This is a genomic window from Paragemmobacter ruber, from assembly GCF_009908315.1.
Taxonomy (GTDB): Bacteria; Pseudomonadota; Alphaproteobacteria; order Rhodobacterales; family Rhodobacteraceae; genus Paragemmobacter; species Paragemmobacter ruber.
The window spans coordinates 124,785-145,663 of the sequence record NZ_JAAATW010000001.1; the positions used below are offsets into that span (position 1 = coordinate 124,785).

General features: G+C 68.1%; 17 protein-coding genes. 8 read left to right on the forward strand and 9 right to left on the reverse strand.

Features of this window, described 5'->3' with window-relative positions; all coding sequences use genetic code 11:
* Positions 1–3: 3 nt before the first annotated feature.
* The 9 genes from GU920_RS00675 to GU920_RS00715 form a co-directional block, all read right to left on the reverse strand.
* Entirely contained in the window at positions 4–1,611 is a 1,608-nt protein-coding gene (locus tag GU920_RS00675) for a CRTAC1 family protein (protein WP_201743941.1), read from the reverse strand.
* Positions 1,602–2,918, reverse strand: coding sequence for a vanadium-dependent haloperoxidase (locus tag GU920_RS00680; RefSeq protein WP_161764949.1), 1,317 nt, complete (start codon positions 2,916–2,918; stop codon positions 1,602–1,604). Before GU920_RS00680 ends, GU920_RS00675 begins: the two co-directional genes overlap by 10 nt.
* A 92-nt stretch (positions 2,919–3,010) precedes the next feature.
* The gene (locus GU920_RS00685) at positions 3,011–4,369 is read right to left on the reverse strand and encodes an FGGY-family carbohydrate kinase (RefSeq protein ID WP_161764951.1); all 1,359 of its coding nucleotides are present in this window, start codon (positions 4,367–4,369) and stop codon (positions 3,011–3,013) included.
* Positions 4,370–4,372: 3 nt separating this feature from the next.
* The gene (locus GU920_RS00690; RefSeq protein ID WP_161766457.1) at positions 4,373–4,687 is read right to left on the reverse strand and encodes an L-rhamnose mutarotase; all 315 of its coding nucleotides are present in this window, start codon (positions 4,685–4,687) and stop codon (positions 4,373–4,375) included.
* The gene (locus GU920_RS00695; RefSeq protein ID WP_161764953.1) at positions 4,687–5,679 is read right to left on the reverse strand and encodes an ABC transporter permease; all 993 of its coding nucleotides are present in this window, start codon (positions 5,677–5,679) and stop codon (positions 4,687–4,689) included. The genes GU920_RS00690 and GU920_RS00695 overlap by 1 nt, the downstream gene beginning before the upstream one ends.
* Entirely contained in the window at positions 5,676–6,641 is a 966-nt protein-coding gene (locus tag GU920_RS00700) for an ABC transporter permease (protein ID WP_161764955.1), read from the reverse strand. The genes GU920_RS00695 and GU920_RS00700 overlap by 4 nt, the downstream gene beginning before the upstream one ends.
* A 76-nt stretch (positions 6,642–6,717) precedes the next feature.
* Positions 6,718–8,226: a sugar ABC transporter ATP-binding protein gene (locus tag GU920_RS00705; RefSeq protein WP_161764957.1), complete on the reverse strand. Its 1,509-nt coding sequence runs from the start codon at positions 8,224–8,226 to the stop codon at positions 6,718–6,720.
* A 50-nt stretch (positions 8,227–8,276) separates the two neighbouring features.
* Positions 8,277–9,269, reverse strand: coding sequence for a rhamnose ABC transporter substrate-binding protein (rhaS, locus tag GU920_RS00710; protein ID WP_161764959.1), 993 nt, complete (start codon positions 9,267–9,269; stop codon positions 8,277–8,279).
* 33 nt (positions 9,270–9,302) lie between these two features.
* A complete protein-coding gene (locus GU920_RS00715) occupies positions 9,303–10,115 on the reverse strand; it encodes a DeoR/GlpR family DNA-binding transcription regulator (RefSeq protein WP_161764961.1) in 813 nt (270 codons plus the stop codon).
* Between the two features lie 163 nt (positions 10,116–10,278).
* On the opposite strand from GU920_RS00715, the gene GU920_RS00720 reads away from it, so the two are divergent.
* The 8 genes from GU920_RS00720 (at position 10,279) to GU920_RS00755 (ending at position 20,773) form a co-directional block, all read left to right on the forward strand.
* Entirely contained in the window at positions 10,279–12,375 is a 2,097-nt protein-coding gene (locus tag GU920_RS00720) for a bifunctional rhamnulose-1-phosphate aldolase/short-chain dehydrogenase (protein ID WP_161764963.1), read from the forward strand.
* A 26-nt stretch (positions 12,376–12,401) separates the two neighbouring features.
* The gene (locus GU920_RS00725) at positions 12,402–13,646 is read left to right on the forward strand and encodes an L-rhamnose isomerase (protein ID WP_161764965.1); all 1,245 of its coding nucleotides are present in this window, start codon (positions 12,402–12,404) and stop codon (positions 13,644–13,646) included.
* Positions 13,647–13,839: 193 nt separating this feature from the next.
* Positions 13,840–14,490 carry an ABC transporter ATP-binding protein gene (locus tag GU920_RS00730; RefSeq protein ID WP_161764966.1) on the forward strand — a complete coding sequence of 217 codons (651 nt, stop codon included), beginning with the start codon at positions 13,840–13,842 and terminating at the stop codon, positions 14,488–14,490.
* On the forward strand, positions 14,487–16,874 hold the full coding sequence (locus GU920_RS00735; protein ID WP_161764968.1) for an FtsX-like permease family protein: 2,388 nt from the start codon (positions 14,487–14,489) through the stop codon (positions 16,872–16,874). Before GU920_RS00730 ends, GU920_RS00735 begins: the two co-directional genes overlap by 4 nt.
* The gene (locus GU920_RS00740) at positions 16,864–17,901 is read left to right on the forward strand and encodes a lipocalin-like domain-containing protein (RefSeq protein ID WP_161764970.1); all 1,038 of its coding nucleotides are present in this window, start codon (positions 16,864–16,866) and stop codon (positions 17,899–17,901) included. Before GU920_RS00735 ends, GU920_RS00740 begins: the two co-directional genes overlap by 11 nt.
* A complete protein-coding gene (locus tag GU920_RS00745; protein ID WP_161764972.1) occupies positions 17,891–18,460 on the forward strand; it encodes a pyridoxamine 5'-phosphate oxidase family protein in 570 nt (189 codons plus the stop codon). Before GU920_RS00740 ends, GU920_RS00745 begins: the two co-directional genes overlap by 11 nt.
* Positions 18,461–18,587: 127 nt before the next feature.
* Positions 18,588–20,051 carry a metal-dependent hydrolase family protein gene (locus tag GU920_RS00750; RefSeq protein ID WP_161764974.1) on the forward strand — a complete coding sequence of 488 codons (1,464 nt, stop codon included), beginning with the start codon at positions 18,588–18,590 and terminating at the stop codon, positions 20,049–20,051.
* Complete coding sequence (locus tag GU920_RS00755) at positions 20,048–20,773, forward strand: hypothetical protein (RefSeq protein ID WP_201743942.1); 726 nt, start codon at positions 20,048–20,050, stop codon at positions 20,771–20,773. The genes GU920_RS00750 and GU920_RS00755 overlap by 4 nt, the downstream gene beginning before the upstream one ends.
* The last annotated feature ends 106 nt before the right edge of the window (positions 20,774–20,879 follow it).

Genomic DNA, 20,879 nt, shown 5'->3' on the forward strand with positions numbered 1-20,879 from the left:
CGCTCACTCCCGCCGCACCGGCTCTGCCCCCGGCGCCAGCGTCCAGAACGCATCCGCCGCCAGCGCCTGCCACGGCCCCACCGTCCCATCGGGCCAGCGCACGCGCACCTCCGTCGTCTCTGCCGTGCCCAGCCCGAAATGGTGCCAGCCCAGCACACCCCCGACATGGCCCCCGCCGATCGTCACCTCGCGCTGCTGCACCAGGCCATCGGCCAGCTTCACCTCGATCCACGCGCCCACCGCCTGCCGGTTCGGCCCCGGCATCTCCAGCGCCACCTGCACCCAGCGCCCCGCATCAGCACCCGCATCCGCCCCCATATTCCGCCAGACCTGCGCAGGCTCGTTGCGGTTGATCACCACCATATCCAGCCAGCCATCCATGTTCAGATCGGCCAGCGCCCCGCCCCGCCCCTGCCGCATCGACGCCACCCCCGCCCGGTCGCCCGACTCAAGGAAGGTACCATCCGCCCGCTGCAACAACAGGTTGTTGGGATCGGCCTGCGCGAAATCCGGCATCTCCCAGACATTGCCCTTCACCACGAACAGATCCGACAGCCCGTCATTGTTCACATCGCCAAACTGGGCGTGCCACGCGGTCGAAGGGCGCAGGTCATCGCCCGTATAGGGCCGGTGCGCCGTCACCCCCGCCTTCAGCGCCACATCGCGATAGCGCGGCTTGGGCGCCCCCTCGGCGGGCACCTCGGCCAGCGTCTGCAACTTGTTGTCGGCCATGCTGGTCAGGTAGAATTCGGGAAAGCCGTCGAAGGTGATGTCCTCCTGCGCGATGCCCATCCCCCAGATACGCAGCCGCTGCCAGCCATCCGCCTCGGTAAAGGCCACGGGCGGCTGGCCGGGTTCGATCCGCCACAACTGCTCCTGCCCGCCCTTGTAATATTCGCGGTCGTTCGACACCCGCAGATCGGGCGTTCCCTGCCGGTCCCAATCGGTGAACAGGATCGACAGCGCGCAGAACCCCGGCTCCAGCGGCAGCGGCGCGGCAAAGCCGCCGCCCCCAGCCGGGCGATACAGGTGGTTGGGCGTGCAATTGCCCCAGGGAAAGGCCTCCTGCGCCCGGTCGATATAGGTGCCCACCGCCAGCGTGGGCCAATCCTGCCCGGCCTCCCATGTCGCGGCAAAGGCGGTGGACCACAGGTCCAACCCGTCAAAGCCCCAAGCCGCGCTCGCATCCTCGAACCGGCACTCGCCAAGGCCCCGCATCAGACGGTCCGGCCCCACCCGCAACAGGGCCACGTCGATCACCCCGTCGCCGTCGATGTCGATCGGATAGGCGCCCGACACGGCCTCCTGCTCCAGCCCGCTCTCCACCGGCGTCAGGCGCAGCGCCCCGCCCGTCTCGCTGTCATTGCGGAACATTTGCCCGGGCGCCGTGCCCCCGGCGGCAAAGACATCCGGCCGCCCATCCCCCGAACAGTCAAAGACAGCGGTGCCGCCGCCCACCATGAACTCCCATTCGCCGGTGAAGCTATGGGCGAAGCCCGCCGCCTCCGTCTCTTCGGCAAAGGTCGCGATGGCCGGGTCCTCGGCCCGCACCGGGCCCGCCGCCAGCGCGGCACAGATCATCAGCAGCCCACGCCCGCGCGTCATTTCCATGTCTTCAACCCGTTCACGAAATCCCCGACGCAGGCCCCCTGCTCCAGCCCCAAATCAATCGCCGCCCGGAAATGAATGCCCCCATACAGCCGCGATATCCCCGCCTCGCGCGCCGCCGTCCAGAAATCCGGGAAATCCCGTGGCGCCAGCCCGTCATCCACATGGGTGCTGTCGGTGAAGGCAAAGCCCTCGCCAAACACCGCCGTCAGGACCTGCGCCACGGCCCCTGACTGGGTGGAATGGCCCGACGGATATTCCGGGAAAGGCGGCGTGTTCAACAGCGGCTCCCAGGCCGGGTCGATCACCCGGCGGATATAGGTGATGGGGCGCAGCAGATCATAGCGATACTTGTCGCGCCAGTTCACGATGAACCCGTCCGACACCGCGATCCCCAACCGCACCAGCGCATCCACCTGCGCCTCGACCGGGCGCTGATCCCGCGCGGCAATCTGGAACAGGATCGCCACCCAATGCCCGGGCGGCGTGGGCGACAGCATCGGATCATCCGACCAGAACCGCGCGATCCGCTTCTGCTCATCGGTCAGCGCCCTCGATGTCTCGTACACCTCCATCGCCTGCGCGTGGAACTCCGACCCCGGCTCTTCCGAATAGGCCGGCGGCGGCGGCAGCGGGCAGGCCTCGCCACTGGGCAGCACCATCGGGCGGTTCGTCCCCCATGCGGGCAGAAGTGGGGCCTGCTGCAGCCGGATCAGGTTCGTGGGCACCCAATCCTGCGGCTCGCCGCCCAGCGTATGGGTCATGGGAAACCCCATGTTCTCGATCACCGCGCCCCCGTCATCCTCCGACGCCGCGATCACATGATCGGCCACCGCCGTGCCATAGGCCGCCGACCGCGCCAGCACATCCGCCGCCACGCCCGCGCCGACCTTGCCCTCCAGTTGCTTATAAAGTGCGGCCTTGGCGCGCTGCCCGGTCGGCCCAGTATTGGCGAAATACACATCCACCGCCCGCGCCATCGCCGCGTTCAGCACCACGTCATCGGCATAATCCACCCCCGCCTCACGCACAGGCAGCGGGTCCAGCCAGACCAGCTGCCCCGCCAGCGTCTGCAACTCCGGCGCGCCCGAGGCGGTCGCCTCATAGGCGATGATCGCAGTATAGGCGAAGGACCGGCTCGCCACCGGCGGGGTCTGGGTAGGGGTGTGGCGCACCAGTTCAAGGATCATGCGATACCAGTTCGCCAGAACCTCGGATCGGTCATCCTGCGCAGGCCCCGCCAACGCAGGCGCGCCGCCAAGGCAGGCCACCACCGCAAGGGCCACATAGACCCCCTTGAATATCTTCATGTTTCCCTCCCGAAGGCCCGGCTGCGCCTGTCCGGCGTCTTCCCGTCAGGCAAGCACGATCCCGCCCGGAAAAGCAAGCGCCGCGCGCCGCATCAGCCTTGGCTCAGCACCGCGCGCCGCCACGCCGCGGCATAGGGCATCAGCGCGGGATCGGGCGTAACCTCCCGCCCCGCCGCCCCGCCTCCGCCCGCCGCACCCCCGAACAGCAGCGCCGCCCCCAGCGCCGTTCCCGTCCGCGCCGACGAGGCGATCACCGGCCGCCCCGTCGCCGTGGCGAGCATCGCGAGAAAGGCCTCATTCCCGCCAAAGGGCCCCTCGATCAGGCTCGGCCCCGCCGCCCCGATCATCCCCAGACATTCCGCCGTCATCAGCGCAAGGTAATAACCCAGTGCCACCGCCCGCTCGCCCTCTGTCGCAGGCTGTTGGGTCCAGCGATGCACCCGGCCCGGAAACGGCCCGCTCTCCCCCACGACAGAGGGCAGCAGCATCACGCCCCCCTCCCGCACCCGCGCAGCATCCCCCGAACTGCCCGTCCCCACCCGGCCCTGCCGGATCAGGTCATGCTCTCGCCCGCCCATGAACCGCGCCGAAGGCACCGGCGCGCCCAGCGCGTTCACGTTCACCAGCGTATCCCGCGCCGGGTCCAGCGTCACCGCCGCCCCACCCACCGCCATCGAGATCACCCATGTCCCCGTCGAGACCACCGCGAAGGGCGCCGCCCGCCCCCGCAGATGCGGCAGGAGCGAGGCGTTGGAATCATGGATCCCCGCCAGCACCGGCACCGCGCCGATGCCCAATTCCGCCTGCAACTCCGCCCGCAGCGGCCCCAGCACCGCCTCCGGGCGCCGGGCAGGGGCCATCCGACCCGCCAGCCCCAGCCGCGCCACCAGCCCCGACCACTCCCCCCGCCACGGGTTCCACAGATCGGTGTGGCAGCCCAGCGAACAGACATCCGACGCCACCACCCCGGTCAGACGGTGCCCCCAATATCCCGGCCATGTCACCACCTGCGCCACCCGCCCGCGCAGGCCCGCCATCCCCTCCAGCATCCAGTGCAACTGCGCGCCAAGGTTCAACCCGGCGGGCAGCGCCGGGCTTCCCGTCTCGTCGAAGTCCGGGCGGATCGCGTCATAGGCGGCCCGCAGCGCGTCTGGCCCCGGATGCTCGTAATCCAGCACCGGCGCCGCCAGTTCCCCCGCCGCATCCAGAAGCGCGGCACAGGCGCCATGCGTCGTCACCACGATCCCGTCGATCCGCGCCGCACGGCCAAGCCGCCGCAGCGCGGCGGTGATAAAGGTCCACTGCCCCGCCACATCGAAATGCGGCCAGGGCGGGCCGGGGATCACGGCATTGGCCTGCGTCTCCACCGCGATCTCGGCGCCGCGGCCAAGATCGACCAGCGCCACCTTCACATTCGTCTTGCCGATGTCGATGACGGCTGCGGTCTGCATCGGTCAGGCCATGTGGAACAGCGTCACCAGCGGCACGGCGACAGGTTCAAGGTCGGGCTTGGTCTCCATGATATCGGCCATGTGCGCCCACCAGCGCTTCATCACCGGATGGGCGGGCAGGTCCGCCATCCCGTGATCCGCGCGCCGCCACAGCACGCCGAACAGCAGGTTCGTCTCGCGGTCCAGATGGATCGAATAATCCTCCACCCCCGCCGCGCGCAGCAGATCCACAAGGTCCGGCCAGATCGCATCATGGCGGCGGCGATACTCCTCTTCCATCCCCGGGTTCAGCCGCATCCGAAAGGCGTATTTCTCCATCATCCCCTCCGCAGCAGGCGGGGCAGCGCGATCACCCCGATCAACAGCGCGCCCAGAAAGATGCTCATCACGATCCCCGGCACATTCAGCAGGCCGAACCCGAAGGTCACCATCCCCATGATGACCGCCGCCAGCACCACCCCCGGGATCGTCCCCGATCCGCCAAGGATGTTCACGCCCCCCAGCACCACCATGGTCACCACCTCCAACTCCCACCCCGTCGCGATGGAGGGCCGGGTAGAGCCGAGGCGCGACGTCAGGCACACCGCCGCCACCCCGCTCATCACCCCCGTCAGCAGGAACAGGATGAACCGCACCCGCTGCACCCGGATGCCGGAAAACGCCGCCGCCGTGGCGTTGTTGCCGATGGCATAGACCGCCCGGCCAAAGGTGGATCGGTGCAGCACCGCCCAGAAGATCACCGCAAAGGCCGCAAACAGCACCAGCTCGAACGAAATCACCCACCACACATAGCCTTGCCCGAAATAGGCGAACTCGGGCGGATAGCCGGTAAAGGCCTGATCCCCCAGCACGATGAAGGCGATCCCGCGGAACAGGCTCATCGTGCCGATCGTCACCACGATGGACGGCAGGCCCAATCCCGCCACCAGAACTCCGTTCACCGCCCCGCAGATCAGCCCCGTGCCGATCCCAACCAGCACGATCACCGGCACCCCCGCCCCCGCCGTCATGGCAAGCCCCATCGCGGTAGAGGCCAGCGCGATGATCGACGCCACCGACAGGTCGATCTCGCCCGCCACGATCAGCATCGCCATGGCAAAGGCGATCATCGCCTTTTCGGTGAAGTTGAAGGTCGCGTCCGACAGGTTCCACGCATTCAGGAAATAGGGCGACAGCAGCGTGTTTCCGATGAAGACCGCAATCGCGACTACCAGAAGGATCGCCTCCCAACTGCGCAGCGCGCGGCGCAGCGGCGAATGAAGGCGGTCCGCGACAATCCGGGGGGCGGGCTTGGTCACGGGCGCAGTCATTGCGCGGCCTCCCGCAGGATCAGCCGCCCCCGGGGCCGCCGCTGCGCGGCGTTGAAGGCCACCGCCAGAATGATCGCCAGCCCCGAAATCGCCATCTGCCAAAAGGGCGAAATGCCCACCACCGGCAGCGCGTTCTTGATCACCCCAAGGAACAGCGCCCCCAGCATCGCGCCCCAAAGACTGCCCGCCCCGCCCGCGATGGCGATCCCGCCGATCACGCAGGCCGCGACCACGTCCAGCTCGAACCCGCCCGCCACATCGACATAGGCCACCGCATAGCGCGCCACCCACAGATAGCCCGTCACCCCCGCCAACGCGCCCGAAATCACAAAGGCCCAGAACTGCGTGCGACCCACATCCAGCCCCGCATAGACCGCCGCATGGGGATTGCCGCCCACCGCATAGAAGGCCCGCCCCAGCGCCGTGCGTGCCAGCACCACCGCAAAGACCGCGATGGTGGCGATGGCGATCCAGCTCATCACCGGCAGGCCAAGGATCACATGGCGCGGCAGCGCCTTGAAGGCATCGCTCATCTCATGGGCATTCACCCATTTGCCTTCCGTCATCAGAAAGATCGTCCCGCGGTAGATCGTCATCGTCCCCAGCGTCACCACGATGGACGGGATGCCCAGCTTCCAGACCAAGACCCCGTTCACTGCCCCCAGGGCCGCTCCCAAGGCAACCACCGCGCACAGGATCAGGGGCAGCGGCACCCCCGCCCCGTTCATCAGCGCGGCCACCATGCCGGTCAGCGCCAGATTGGCCGCCACCGACAGGTCGATGCACTTGGTCAGGATCACGATCATCTGCCCGATGGCCAGCAGCATCAGGGGCGCCGTGTCATTGAACACATTGGCCAGATTGGACGGCGCGACAAAGGCCGGAAACCGCGCCGCGATCACCCCAAGGGTGACAAGGATCGCCAGCGCCAAAAGCGCCTCGCGACTTTTGAACAGCGTCATCGCCCAGCCCCCCACCCGATCCAAATTTGTTCGAACAAATTTGCAAAATTCTTCGAAGAATTTTGGTCGCGCCCGGTCATGCCGCCACCGCCAATCCCGCCGCAGCGCGCACCAATGTCTCGGGCGTCATCCGCTCTCCGCTCACCTCATCCACGATCCGCCCCTCGCGCATCACGATCACCCGGTCCGACATGCCCAGCACCTCGGGGATTTCCGACGACACCATGATGATCGACAGCCCCTCTGCCGCCAGTTCCGCCATGAAGGCATGCACCGCCGCCTTCGACCCGATGTCGATCCCCTTGGTGGGCTCATCCAGAATGATGACGCGGGGCCGCGTGGCCAGCCACTTGGCGATCACCACCTTCTGCTGGTTGCCCCCCGACAAAAGCCCCACATCCTGATCCAACGCCGCCGCCCGCAGATCCAGCCGCCGGGTATAGTCGCGCGCCAGCGCCAGTTCCTCGGCCATGCGCAGGAACCCTGCCCGGCTGACCGCCCCCAGCGACGGCAGCGTGACGTTCTGAAAGATCGGCAGCCCCTTCACCGCCCCCTGCCGCCCGCGATCCTCGGGGACATAGACGATGCCCGCATCGACCGCCTCGGCCGTCGACCGGATCACCCGCACCTGATCATCGACCCGGCAGGCCCCCTTGGACGGGGTGGTGATGCCGAACAGCGCCTGCATCACCTCGGACCGCCCCGCCCCCACAAGGCCGTAAAAGCCAAGGATCTCGCCCCGGTGCAGGGTGAAGGAGATGTCTGCGAATTCCGTCGGATGGCTGTAGCCCGCCACCGTCAGCACCGGAGCGCCCACATTATGCACCCGCGCCGGGAAGATCTGATCGACCGACCGGCCCACCATCATCTGGACCAGCGCCCCCTCCGTCACCTCGGCCATCCGCCCCTCGGCCACGAACTGGCCGTCCCGAAACACCGTGTAGCGGTCCGCGATGCGGAAGATCTCGTCGAACTTGTGGCTGATGAACAGGATCGCCTTGCCCTGGCGTTTCAGCTTTTCCACCAAATCGTAAAGCTCGTGGATTTCCTTGTGGCTCAGCGCCGCGGTGGGTTCATCAAGGATCACCACCCGCGCCTCGATCGACAGCGCCCGCGCGATGGCCACCATATGGCGCGAGGCGATGCCCAGATCGCCCAGCCGCGCGCCGGGGTCGATCTGCGCGCCGATCCCCGCCAGAAGCCGCGCCGCGCCCTCGCGCATCGCGCGACGGTCGATCAGCCCGAACCGCCCGCGCGGCGCATGGCCCAGCCAGATGTTCTCGGCCACCGTCAATTCGTCAAACAGCACCGTTTCCTGATGGATCGCCGTCACCCCTGCCCGCGCCGCCGCATCGGCGCTGGTCAGGCGGACCCCGCGCCCGTCGATCTCGATGGTCCCCTCCTCGGGTTGGTAGATCCCCGTCAGCACCTTCACGATGGTGGATTTGCCCGCACCATTCTCGCCGATCAGGGCGGTCACCTCGCCGGGATAAAGGTCAAGCTGCACCCCCTGCAGCGCCTTGACGCCCGGGAATGACTTGGAAATGCCGCGCAGGCGGAGGACGGGTTGCATCATCATGTCCATGAAGAAAGGGCCCCGGGCGGGGGAGCATCCGCCCGGGGCACGTTCACCGATCAGAAGATCGACTTGAACTGATCAATGTTGGACGCGTCATAGGTGAAGGGGTCCGACATCGCGGCCTCGTTCCCCTGATCCAGCGTGGCGGTGCCCATCCGGCCCATGCCGATCTCGGCGCCCGGCTCGGCGGCGGCGTTGCCCTTGACCAAATTGTAGGAAATCATCGTGGCCGCATAGCCCAGATCAATCGGGTTCCAGATCGCGAAGGATTTGGTCGCCCCCGACGCCACGGCGCCGGCCATCTCGGACGGCAGGCCAAGGCCCGTCACGTTGATCTCTCCGATCTTGCCCGCATCCGTCACGGCCTGACTTGCGGCAAGGATGCCCACGGTCGTTGGCGCGATGATCGCCTTCAGGTTGGGATAGGTCGCCATCAACCCCTGCGCCTCGCGATAGGATTTATCGGCAAGGTCATCGCCATAGACCGTCGCCACCAGATTGATGCCGGGATAGTTGGGCAGCACCTTCGTGGCCTCTTCGATCCAGATGTTCTGGTTCGTCGCCGTGGCAGAGGCCGACAGGATCGCCACATCGCCGCCCTCGGGCAGGTGATCGGCCGCCAGCTTGATGATCGTGTTGCCGATCAGCGCATTGGACGACGGGTTCAGGTGCATCATCCGGCCCTCGGGCGCCACGCCCGAATCCCACGAGATGACGGTGATCCCCCGCTCCATCGCCTTTTGCAGCGTGGGCACCAGCGCGTCGCGGTCATTGGCCGACACGGCAATCGCATTCACGCCCTGCGCGATCAGGCTGTTGATCACCTCGATCTGGCCTTCCGCCGTGGTGTCGGTCGGGCCGGTATAGATGATCTCCACATCCCCCAGTTCCGCCGCCGCCTCTTCGGCGCCCTTGGCGGCGGCCTCGAAAAAGCCGATGCCCAGCGCCTTCACGACCAGCGCGATCTTCACATCCTGCGCCGCCGCCGCTTGCGCCATCAGCGCGGTCGCAACCGCCGCCGTCGCCAGTGCCTTTGTCCAGATGCCCATTTTGTCCTCCCTATGAGCCGCTTCTCTTCCGCCTCAGGCTTCGCCCGCGCGGTCCTCCGTCCTGTCTGCGGCGCCGATCCGCGCCACGATCAGCCTGACCTCGGCCGCCTCCAGCATGGCGGCGTCGCGGTCGGTGATGCCTTCATCGGTGATCACCGTATGGATGCGCTTGAGCGGGCAGAGAAGCAGGCTCGACCGCGCGGCGAATTTGGAACTGTCGGCCAGCACCACCAGCTCCTCCGCCTGCCCGATCAGCTTCTGCTCTGCCTGCACCAGAAGCGGGTCCCCCTCCATCAACCCCAGCGGCCCCAGGCCCCGGCACCCCATGAACATCCGCCGCGCATAGAAGTGGCGGCTGCCATCTTCATCAAATGGTGAGAGAATGATGTTCTGCTCCCGGTAGATCGCTCCGGCGGGCAACAGAACGGTATTGCGCGAATGTTTCAGCAGATGGTCGGCGATGGGAAAGCTGTTGGTGAACACCTGACAGCGCTTCGCGCTCAGCGGGTGGACCATCTGAAAGGTCGTCGTCCCCCCGTTGATGATGATCGCCTCGCCATCGCTGCACAACTCCACCGCCGCCCGCGCGATCGCGCGCTTCTCGGCCAGACGGATGCCCTCGTTCACGCTGAAGGGGCGCGCATTGATCCCAACAAAATTCGGCGGCGCGATGGATTCCGCCCCGCCCCGCACCCGGCGCAGCTTCTTGGCCACATGCAGCGCGGCGATGTCGCGCCGGATCGTCGCCTCGGACGCGCCGGTCAGCGTGACCAGATCTGCCACCGTCACGACGGGACGCCCCTCAATGGCCGACAAGATGATCCGGTGCCGTTCGCTTTCGTGCATGGCGTCCTCCCTACATGGAAAGCTTTCACTTGAATCGCTCAGTGTCAATCATTTTCAATCACACAATTTCATTCTGCACCGCAGCATGATTGAACTTGATTGTTTGTGATTGACTTTCCCGCTCACCTCGGCACATTTGCCACTAGGACCGAGGGAGGAGCGCATGACCACAACCGCCAACCGGCTGCAAAGCCTGTGGGATGAAACCCGCGCCAAGGGAATGTCAGAGCCGGAAAAGCTGCTCTACCGATCCAACCTGCTGGGGTCGGACAAGCGGGTGACGAATTACGGCGGCGGCAACACCAGCGCCAAGGTGATGGAACGCGATCCGCTGACGGGCCAGATGGTGCAGGTCCTCTGGGTCAAGGGATCGGGCGGCGATATCGGGTCGATGAAGATGGATGGCTTCTCCACCCTCTACATGGACAAGCTGCAGGCGCTGAAGGGCCTCTATCGCGGCCTCGCGCATGAGGATGAGATGGTGAGCTACCTGCCCCACTGCACCTTCAACCTGAACCCCCGCGCCGCCAGCATCGATACGCCGCTTCATGCCTTCGTGCCCCGCGCCCATGTCGATCACGTCCATTCCGACGCGATCATCGCCCTCGCCGCGTCGGTCAATTCGCGCGATCTGACGGCGCAGATCTTCGGCGACAGCATCGGCTGGCTGCCGTGGAAGCGCCCCGGGTTCGAGCTGGGCCTGTGGCTGGAAAAATTCGCACTGGAAAACCCGCAGGCCCGCGGCTGCGTCCTGGAAAGCCACGGCCTGTTCACCTGGGCCGATGACGCGAAGGACTGCTATCTGACAACGCTCGATGTCATCAACACCGCCGCCGACTGGCTGGCAGAACAAAGCGCAGGCAAGCCCGCCTTTGGCGGCCCGGCCCGCCCCACCCTGCCGCCCGCAGACCGCCGCGCCGTCGCCGCGCGGCTGATGCCCGCCATCCGCGGCCTGATCTCGAAGGACCGCCACAAGGTCGGCCATTTCGACGACAGCCCCGCAGTGCTGGAATTCGTGGGCTCGGCCATGCTCGAAACCCTCGCGCCGCTTGGCACCTCCTGCCCCGATCACTTCTTGCGCACCAAGATCGCGCCGCTGGTGGTGGCCTTTGATCCGGCACAGCCCGATCTCGACGCCACCCTAGCCGCCCTGCCCGCCGCCGTAGACGCTTACCGCGCCGATTACGCCGCCTATTACGACCGCTGCAAACACGCAGACAGCCCCGCCCTGCGCGACCCCAATGCCGTGGTCTATCTGGTACCGGGCGTGGGCATGATCACCTTCGCGCTGGACAAGGCCACCGCCCGCATCTCGGGCGAATTCTACATCAACGCGATCAACGTGATGCGCGGGGCAAGCCAAGTTTCCACCTATCAGGCGCTGCCCGAGCAAGAGGCCTTCGACATCGAATACTGGCTTCTGGAAGAGGCAAAGCTGCAACGCATGCCACGCCCCAAAGCGCTGGCCGGCCGCGTGGCGCTGGTCACCGGGGGCGCGGGCGGCATCGGATCGACCACCGCCGAACGCCTGCTGTCCGAGGGCGCCTGCGTCCTCTTGGCAGATATCGACGACGCCGCAGTGACGGCCACCGCCGATGCGCTGGCCAAACGGCACGGGCGCGATGTGGTGCGCCATGTGGTGATGGATGTGACGCAGGAAGAGGCCGTCGCCCGCGCCCATGCCGAGATCGCGGTGGAATTCGGCGGGATCGACATTCTGGTGTCGAACGCAGGCATCGCCTCCTCCGCGCCCATCGAAGACACCAGCCTCGCGCTGTGGAACCGCAACATGGACATCCTGTCCACGGGCTATTTCCTTGTCAGCCGCGACACGTTCCGCCTCCTGCGCGCGCAAGGGATCGGCGGGGCGGTGATCTTCGTAGCCTCCAAGAACGGCCTCGCCGCCAGCCCCAACGCAAGCGCCTATTGCACCGCCAAGGCGGCCGAGATCCACCTCGCCCGCTGCCTTGCGCTGGAAGGGGCCGAGGCAGGCATCCGCGTGAACGTGGTAAACCCCGATGCCGTGCTGCGCGGGTCGAAGATCTGGTCGGGCGAATGGCTGGATCAGCGCGCCAGCACCTACAAGACCGACAAGGAAGGCCTTGAAGAGATGTATCGCCAGCGCTCGCTGCTCAAGCGCGCGGTCCTGCCCGAAGACATCGCGGAAGGCGTCTATTTCTTCGCCTCTGACCTTTCGGCCAAATCCACCGGCAACATCCTGAACGTCGATGCCGGCAACAAGGAAGCCTTCACGCGCTGACCGCGCGCCATCCGGGGGGAGCCGCGATGACCAAAGCCTATGATCTGGCCAGGGATGCCTATGCCGCATGGGGCGTGGATACCGAAGCCGCCCTCGCCGCCCTGTCTGCCATCGCCATCTCGGTGCATTGCTGGCAGGGCGATGACGTGGGCGGGTTCGAACGGAAATCCGGAACGTCCGGCGGCGGAATTCAGGCCACCGGCAATCACCCCGGCCGCGCCCGCACCCCCGATGAACTGCGCGCCGATCTGGATTTCGCCTTCTCCCAGATCCCCGGCCGCCACCGGCTGAACCTGCACGCCTTCTATCTCGACAGCGCCGACAACCCCGACCGCGACCAGATCGAATACCGCCACTTCACCCCATGGGTGGATTGGGCGCGCGACCGGGGCCTCGGGCTTGACTTCAACCCCACCTTCTTTGCCCATGCCAAGGCCGACGACAACCTGACCCTGTCGCATCCCGATCCGGGCATCCGCGATTTCTGGATCGAACACGGCCGCCGCTCGCGCGACATTGCCGCCCGCATCGGTGCCGCCTTGGACAGCCCCTGCGTGAACAACATCTGGGTCCCCGACGGCTACAAGGATACACCCGTGGACCGGATGGCCGCGCGGCAGCGGCTCTGGGCCTCGCTCGATGCGATGCTGGCCCCGGCGCATGACCCTGCCCACCTCCTCGATGCCGTGGAATCAAAGCTGTTCGGCATCGGGGTCGAGGCCTGCACCGTGGGCAGCCATGAATTCTACATGGGCTATGCCGCGCGCCGCGACATCGCGCTCTGTCTCGACATGGGGCATTTCCACCCTACCGAAAGCGTGGCCGACAAGCTGTCGGCGGTCGCCCTGTCGATCAGCAACCTGCTTCTGCACGTCTCGCGCCCCATGCGCTGGGACAGCGACCATGTGGTGCTTCTGAACGACGATCTTCTTGCCATGGCGCAGGAACTGGTCTTTGCCGGGCTCTTGGGGCGCACCCGCATCGGCCTCGATTTCTTCGACGCCACGATCAGCCGCACCGCCGCATGGGTCACAGGCGTGCGCAATATGCAAAAGGCGCTGCTGCGGGCGCTGCTGCTGCCGCAGGCCCACCTCAAGACGGCCGAAGAACAACTCGACTTCACCGCCCGCCTGCTCTGGACCGAAGAGGTGAAGGATCTGCCCCATGGCGCGGTCTGGGCCGAATTCTGCGCCCGGCACGAGGTGCCTGCGGGAACCGCGCTGATCAGCAGCCTGAACGCCTATCAGCAAAAGGTCGCGGCGCGCGGCTAGGGCCGCGCCCCTGCCCCCGCCGCCGTGACGCGGGCTATCCCGCACCCGCCCCCGCATTCGTGCGGGTCTCCCCCGTCCCGGGCGCGGCCCCGCCGTGACATTTGGCCCCACGCGGGATGTTTTCCCATGCCGCAGCGGGCTTTGCCTTTCCTGCGCCGCCCCCGGCCTTATCTTGCGCGCCAGGAGATGCCCCATGCTGCTCAGCCTGCGCGACGTGACCAAGACCTATCCCCAAGCCCCGGCCCCGGTGCTGCGCGGCATCGCGCTCGATCTCGCGGCGGGCGAGATGCTGGCGCTCACGGGCGAATCCGGCTCGGGCAAAAGCACGCTCCTGCACCTGATCGGCGGGCTGGACCGCGCGGATTCGGGCACGATCCGCGTGCAGGGCACCGATCTTGCGCCGCTCGACGATGCCGGTCGCGCGGCGCTGCGGCGCGGCACCGTTGGGGTGATCTTCCAGCAGTTCAACCTGATCCCCTCGCTGACGGTGGCCGCCAACATCGCCTTTCAGGCCCGTCTTGCCGGCCGCCACGATCCCGCCCGCGATGCCGCGCTGGCCCAGAGGCTGGGCCTTGCCGATCACCTGCGCAAATACCCCGAACAGCTTTCGGGTGGCCAGCAGCAGCGCGTGGCCATCGCCCGCACCCTTGCCCCCCGCCCGGCGCTGGTGCTGGCCGATGAACCCACCGGCAATCTCGATGAGGCCACCGCCGACAGCGTGCTGTCGCTGTTGCAGGAACTGGTTGCGGAAACCGGGGCCGGGCTGATCATGGTCACCCATTCCGAACGGCTCGCCGCGCGGCTGCCGCGCCGGGTGCACCTCAGCGCGGGGCAGATCGCGTGACCGCCGCGCTTCTTTCGGCGCTGGCCGCGCATTGGCGGCGCAACCCGCTGCAACTGATCACGCTCACCCTCGGCCTTGCGCTGGCCACGGCGCTGTGGTCCGGCGTGCAGGCCATCAACGCCGAGGCGCGCGCCAGCTATGACGCCGCCGCCGCCACACTGGGCGAGGGGCGGTTCTCCCAGATCACCGCCACGGATGGCGCCCCCATCGCGCAGGAAACCTACATCGCCCTGCGCCGCGCGGGCTGGCTCGTCTCGCCCGTGATCGAGGGGCGGCTCGCAGGCGTCCGCCTCCTGGGGATCGACCCGCTCACCGCGCCCGGCGGCCTTGGCCCCGTCCGCCCGCAGTCAGGCGGCGATCTGACCACCTTCCTCTCCGGCCCGGGCCAGATCTTCGCGCGCAGCGACACGCTGGCCAGCCTGCCCGAAACCGGGGCCACGGGCGTGGCCGCCCTCGATGTGGCCCCGAACACCGCTATCACCGATATCGGCCTTGCCCAGCGCCTGCTCGATCGCGCAGGCCAGATCGACCGCCTGATCCTCGCCCAAGATCAGCCGCTGAACCGCCCGCCCCTGTCACAGATCGCCCCCGACCTGACCCTGTCGCCCCCGCAGGATGGCAGCGATGTCGCCCGGCTGACCGACAGCTTCCACCTAAACCTCACCGCCTTCGGCCTTCTGTCCTTTGCCGTGGGGCTGTTCATCGTGCATGGCGCGATCGGCCTCGCCTTCGAACAGCGCCGGGCCACGCTGCGCACGCTGCGCGCGCTGGGCGTGCCGCTGCGCCGGCTGATCGCGGTGATGGCGGCCGAGCTATCGGTGATAGCGCTTCTCTCCGGGGGGATCGGCGTGGGATTGGGCTATGTGATGGCGGCGGCGCTGATGCCCGATGTGGCGGCCACGCTGCGCGGGCTCTATGGCGCGGATGTGTCGGGACAGTTGACCCTGCGCCCGGAATGGTGGCTGTCGGGCCTTCTCATCGCGCTGGGCGGCACGGCCTTTGCCGCCACGGGGGCGCTGCGCGGCATTGCGCGGATGCCGCTTCTCAGCGGCGCGCATGAACGCGCCGCCGCCATGGCCCGCCGCTGGGGGTGGCAGGCCGGGGCCGCCGCCGGGCTGATCGCGCTGTCGGGCGCGCTCGCGCTGGCGGGGGGCGGGCTGGTTGCGGGCTTTGCCATGCTGGGCGCGCTCCTCATTGGCGGGGCGCTGGCCCTGCCCCCCGTCCTGTCCACCCTTCTCGCCGCGGCCGAGGCGCGGGCGCGCTCGGCCACCGCGCAATGGTTTTGGGCCGACACCCGCCAGCAGGTGCCGGGCCTGTCGCTCGCGCTGATGGCGCTGCTTCTGGCGATGGCGGCCAATGTGGGCGTCTCGACCATGGTCTCCTCCTTCCGGCTCACCTTCACCGGCTTTCTCGACCAGCGCCTCGCGTCCGAGTTGTACGTCAGCGCCACCGATGCCGCGCAGGCCGACGCGATCCTCGCCATCGCCGCCACGCAGGCCGATGCCGCCCTTCCCCTGCTCAGCATCGACCGCGAGGTGGCCGATCTGCCCGCCCAGATCTATGCCGCACGCGACCACGCCACCTATCGCGACAACTGGCAATTCCTGCGCGCCGTCCCCGATGTCTGGGGCCGTCTGGCGGCAGGCGAAGGCGCGCTGGTCAATGAACAACTCTACCGCCGCGCCCAGCTGGATCTGGGAACACGGATCACCGTCGCCCCCGGCACAAGCCTGCCCATCCTCGGCATCTATGGCGATTACGGCAATCCCATCGGTCAGGTCATCCTCGGCGAGGCGCGGTTCCGCGCGCTCTTCCCGCAGGTGCAGGCGCTGCGCTTCGGCCTGCGGGTGGCGCCCGACAGCGTCCCCGCCCTGCGCGAGGCGCTCAAATCCAGCGCAGGCCTCACCGACGCCGCGATGATCGACCAGGCCGCGATCAAGGCGCTGTCGCTGTCGGTCTTCGAACGCACCTTCGCGGTGACGGCGGCGCTGAACATCCTCACCCTTGCGGTCGCGGGCTTTGCCATCCTGACCAGCCTGCTGACGCTGGCCGCCATGCGCCTGCCGCAGCTTGCCCCCGTCTGGGCGCTGGGGCTGACGCGGCGGCAGCTTGCGCTTCTCGATCTTTTGCGCGCGCTCATCCTTGCCGTGCTGACCGCGATCCTTGCCCTGCCCTTGGGCCTTGCGCTGGCTTGGGCGCTCCTCGCCGTGGTGAATGTCGAAGCTTTCGGCTGGCGCCTGCCGCTCTATCTTTTCCCGCTCGATTACCTGCAACTGGCCGCACTTGCCCTGCTGGCGGCCGCGCTGGCCGCGCTCTGGCCCGCATGGCGGCTGTCCCGCACGCCGCCTGCACAGCTTCTGGGGGTATTCCGCCATGAACGCTAAGGTTCTGATCCTGCTCCTCTTCTGGCCCTTCGCCGCGCTTGCCCAGGGTTTCGCGGGCCTCGGGACCGAGGCCGGGGATTTCGCCACCCCCACCCCCGGCCGCGCCTTCGACTTTCCCGCCGATCACGGCGCCCATCCCGACTACCGCATCGAATGGTGGTATCTGACCGCCAACATGACCGGGCCGGACGGCACGCCCTACGGCCTGCAATGGACGCTGTTCCGCTCTGCCCTCCAGCCGCGCGACGGCACGGGATGGGACACGCCGCAGCTCTGGATGGGACACGCCGCCGTCACCACGCCCGACCGCCACCATGTGGCCGAACGGCTGGCCCGCGGGGGCATCGGTCAGGCCGGGGTGATCGGCGATCCCTTCTCGGCCTGGATCGACGACTGGTCGATGGCAGGCCCCGACATGGACAACCTCCGCCTCACCGCCACCGGCCCCGACTTCGCCTATGACGTGCAACTGCGTGCCACAGGCCCGCTGGTGCGCCACGGGCAGGATGGCTATTCGGTGAAATCCGCCGCAGGACAGGCCAGCTATTACTATTCCCAACCCTTCTTCACGCTGACAGGCACCCTCAGCCTGCCGCAGGGCGACATCCCCGTGATGGGGCAGGCGTGGCTCGATCGCGAATGGTCCTCGCAACCCTTGGCCGAGGATCAGGAAGGTTGGGACTGGTTCTCGCTCTCCTTCGATACGGGCGAAAAGATGATGGGCTTCGTCCTGCGCGGGCAAAGCGATTACACGTCGGCCACATGGATCGCGCCCGACGGCACCGCCACCGCCTTCCCCGACGGGGCCTTCGCCGCCACGCCGATGGGCTGGCACCGCGTGGCGGGCCGCGATGTGCCTGTCACATGGTCCGTCCGCCTGCCCGCGCGGGGGGTGGATGTCACCGTCACCGCGCTCAACCCCGATGCGTGGATGACAACATTGGTCCCCTATTGGGAAGGCCCCGTCACCCTCAGCGGCAGCCATGGCGGCGTGGGCTATCTGGAGATGACAGGCTATGACGACTGATCCCCACCCTTGGGCCGAACGGCTGGACAGCCTGCTTGATCAGGCGTGGTCGCGTCTGCTGCGCGGGGTGCATGACCGCCACGCCCCCACCCGGCACCCGACGCTGGCCACGCAGGCCCCCGACGGCTGGCCCGAAGCGCGCACCGTCGTGCTGCGCGCCGCCGACCGCACGGCAGGCACGCTCGACCTGCATACCGACCTGCGGTCGCCCAAGATCGCCGCCCTCGCCGCCCTGCCCCGCGCGGCGCTGCATGTCTGGGATGCCTCGGCCCATCTGCAATTCCGCCTGCGGGTCGAGGTGGCGGTGCTGACCGGCCCCGACACCGCCGCCCTGTGGGATCGCGTCCCGCCCGCCTCGCGCATCAGCTACGGCACCCTGCCTCCCCCCGGCCAGCCCATCCCCGGCGCACTGGACTACAGCACGCAGCCCGATCCCGACCGCTTCGCCGTGCTGCGCTGCCATCTGGTGGAGATGGACCTCCTCCATCTCGGCCCCCGCCATCGCCGCGCCCGCTTTTCCCGGGCCGACGGCTGGGCGGGCACATGGCTCGCCCCCTGACACCCGCCCCGCCCCGAAACTGACCGCGCGGCCGCAGTTTCTGTTGCCATCTCCCCTGACAGGCGACATCGTTAACCTAGTTTACCGGATTGAGAAGAAGCGCCCTCTTACCCAAGGAGCATTCTGCATGTGCCTGTCCTGCGCCGAGGCGGTTGCCGCCGGTCACGCGCCGATCAACCCCTGCCTCTGCGGCGCGCCGGAAACGCAGGCCGCCATGCGGCGGCTCGAGGCCGATCTCGACCGCCGCCGCCTCTTGGGCGGGATGGCCGCCATCGTGGGCATGTTCGCAGGCTTCGGCCTTGCCCCCGGTGAATTGCGCGCCCAGACCGCAGGCCGCCCCACCGTGCTGACCAACCTGCGCTTCTTCGACGGGCGCACCCTGTCGATGCAGACCGGCCGCGACATCGTGATCGAGGGCGGCCGCATCACCGCCCTGCCCGCCACCGGCACAGGCCCTGCGGATGCGGATGTGATAGATTGCGGCGGCCGCGCCGTCACGCCGGGCCTTATTGATTGCCACTGGCATTCCACCCTTGTCGCGGTCAGCCAGATCGCCGCCGTCACGCAGGATATCGCCTGGGTCCACCTAATGGCCGGGCGCGAGGCAGGGGCCACCCTCCTGCGCGGCTTCACCACGGTGCGCGATACGGGCGGCCCGGCCTTCGGCCTGAAACAGGCCATAGATCAGGGGGCCGTCACCGGCCCGCGCATCTTCCCCTCGGGCGCGATGCTGTCGCAGACCTCGGGCCATGGCGATTTTCGCCTCCTGAACGCGGTGCCGCGCATGCCGGGCGATCCGGCCGATTACACCGAACGCACCGGCGTTGCCGCCATTGCCGATGGCGTGGACGAGGTGCTGCGCCGCACCCGCGAACAGCTGATGAAAGGCGCGAGCCAGATCAAGATCATGGCCGGCGGCGGCGTCGCCTCGCCCTATGATCCGCTCGACACCACCCAGTACACGCTGGATGAGATGCGCGCGGCGGTGCAGGCCGCGGCGGATTGGGGCACCTATGTCTGCGCCCATGTCTACACGCCCACCGGCATCCAGCGCTGCATCGAGGCCGGGGTGAAATCCATCGAACACGGCCAGCTCGCCGATACCGCCACGATCCGCGCCATGGCCGCGGCCGGCGCCTGGTGGAGCATCCAGCCCTTCCTCGCCGACGAAGACGCAAACCAGTATTCCGACCCGCGCAGTCAGGCCAAGCAGCAGCAGGTCGCCGAAGGCACCGTCCGTGCCTTTCAGGAGGGCCGCGCCGAAGGCGTCAACATGGCCTTTGGCACCGATGTGCTGTTCAACCCCACGGGGGCCGCGACCCAGGGCCGCCAATTGGCCAAACTCACCCGCTTCATGTCCCCGCTCGAGGCGCTGCGCATGGCCACCGGCGCGGCGGGCGATCTGCTGGCGCTGTCGGGCGAACGCGCGCCCTATCCCGGCCCGCTCGGCGTGATCACCGAAGGCGCGCTCGCCGATCTTCTGGTCTGGGATGGTGATCCCGAAACCAGCCTCGATTTCATTGGAACCCCCGATACCAGCCTCCGCCTCGTGATGAAGGGCGGCCGCATCTTCAAGGACGCCCTCGCATGATCCGCCGCCCCGCTACAGCCCTTCTCGCTGCCACCCTTGCCCTCGCCGCGCCCCCGGCGCTGGCGCAGGACTGGTCCGGTCAGGTCACCGTCTACGGCTGGGGCGCGGGTGTGGGGGGCGATTTCACCCCCTTCACCGGCGCGCCGACCCTGTCCTTCGACAAGTCGCTCTCTGACGTGCTCGAAGACCTCGACGCCGCCGTGTTCATCACCGGCCTCGCCCGGCGGGGCGATCTCGTGTTCTTCGGCGATCTGACCTACACCGCCTCGTCGCGCGCAGGCCTCGTCCCGCCCGGCATCCCTGCCGCGGGCGAGGTCAGCCTGCGCGCCCTCACCCTCGCCGGGGGCAAGCGCCTGCAGGCGGGCGGCGGCACCACGGTCGATGTTCTGGGCGGCCTGCGCGCCTGGAAGATCGACGGCGAGGTGACCTCCCCCGTCCTCAGCGTCGCCCCCTCGGCCAGCTTTGTGGACCCCATCCTCGCCCTGCGCGTGAACACCCCGCTCTCGGATCGCTGGTCGGTCCTGTCCTATGTTGATGTGGGCGGCCTTGGCGTGGGGTCCGATTTCACATGGCAGATCGCGGTGACCGCCAACTATCAGGCGCGCGACAACCTGTTCTTGTCGGCAGGCTGGCGGCATCTGGCGGTGGATTATTCCGACGGCGGCACGGTCTTCGACGGCGCGCTGAGCGGCCCGATCCTCGGGCTGACCTACACCTTCTGACCGGGGGACCGGCGGATCGGCGCTGGTGCCGCCCCCCCGGCCCGCAATTTGCGGGCCGCGGGTCTGTCCACCATTGTCTGCGGGCCGAACAGGCCGCACTATGCGC

Coding starts and splice junctions, on each gene's coding strand:
- GU920_RS00745 (WP_161764972.1), top strand. CDS start 17,891: ATGACGACTGATCCCCACCCTTGGGCCGAACGGCTGGACAGCCTGCTT.
- GU920_RS00680 (WP_161764949.1), bottom strand. CDS start 2,918: ATGAAGATATTCAAGGGGGTCTATGTGGCCCTTGCGGTGGTGGCCTGC.
- GU920_RS00740 (WP_161764970.1), top strand. CDS start 16,864: ATGAACGCTAAGGTTCTGATCCTGCTCCTCTTCTGGCCCTTCGCCGCG.
- GU920_RS00675 (WP_201743941.1), bottom strand. CDS start 1,611: ATGGAAATGACGCGCGGGCGTGGGCTGCTGATGATCTGTGCCGCGCTG.
- rhaS (WP_161764959.1), bottom strand. CDS start 9,269: ATGGGCATCTGGACAAAGGCACTGGCGACGGCGGCGGTTGCGACCGCG.
- GU920_RS00725 (WP_161764965.1), top strand. CDS start 12,402: ATGACCAAAGCCTATGATCTGGCCAGGGATGCCTATGCCGCATGGGGC.
- GU920_RS00715 (WP_161764961.1), bottom strand. CDS start 10,115: ATGCACGAAAGCGAACGGCACCGGATCATCTTGTCGGCCATTGAGGGG.
- GU920_RS00685 (WP_161764951.1), bottom strand. CDS start 4,369: ATGCAGACCGCAGCCGTCATCGACATCGGCAAGACGAATGTGAAGGTG.
- GU920_RS00720 (WP_161764963.1), top strand. CDS start 10,279: ATGACCACAACCGCCAACCGGCTGCAAAGCCTGTGGGATGAAACCCGC.
- GU920_RS00690 (WP_161766457.1), bottom strand. CDS start 4,687: ATGGAGAAATACGCCTTTCGGATGCGGCTGAACCCGGGGATGGAAGAG.
- GU920_RS00755 (WP_201743942.1), top strand. CDS start 20,048: ATGATCCGCCGCCCCGCTACAGCCCTTCTCGCTGCCACCCTTGCCCTC.
- GU920_RS00705 (WP_161764957.1), bottom strand. CDS start 8,226: ATGGACATGATGATGCAACCCGTCCTCCGCCTGCGCGGCATTTCCAAG.
- GU920_RS00695 (WP_161764953.1), bottom strand. CDS start 5,679: ATGACTGCGCCCGTGACCAAGCCCGCCCCCCGGATTGTCGCGGACCGC.
- GU920_RS00750 (WP_161764974.1), top strand. CDS start 18,588: ATGTGCCTGTCCTGCGCCGAGGCGGTTGCCGCCGGTCACGCGCCGATC.
- GU920_RS00700 (WP_161764955.1), bottom strand. CDS start 6,641: ATGACGCTGTTCAAAAGTCGCGAGGCGCTTTTGGCGCTGGCGATCCTT.
- GU920_RS00730 (WP_161764966.1), top strand. CDS start 13,840: ATGCTGCTCAGCCTGCGCGACGTGACCAAGACCTATCCCCAAGCCCCG.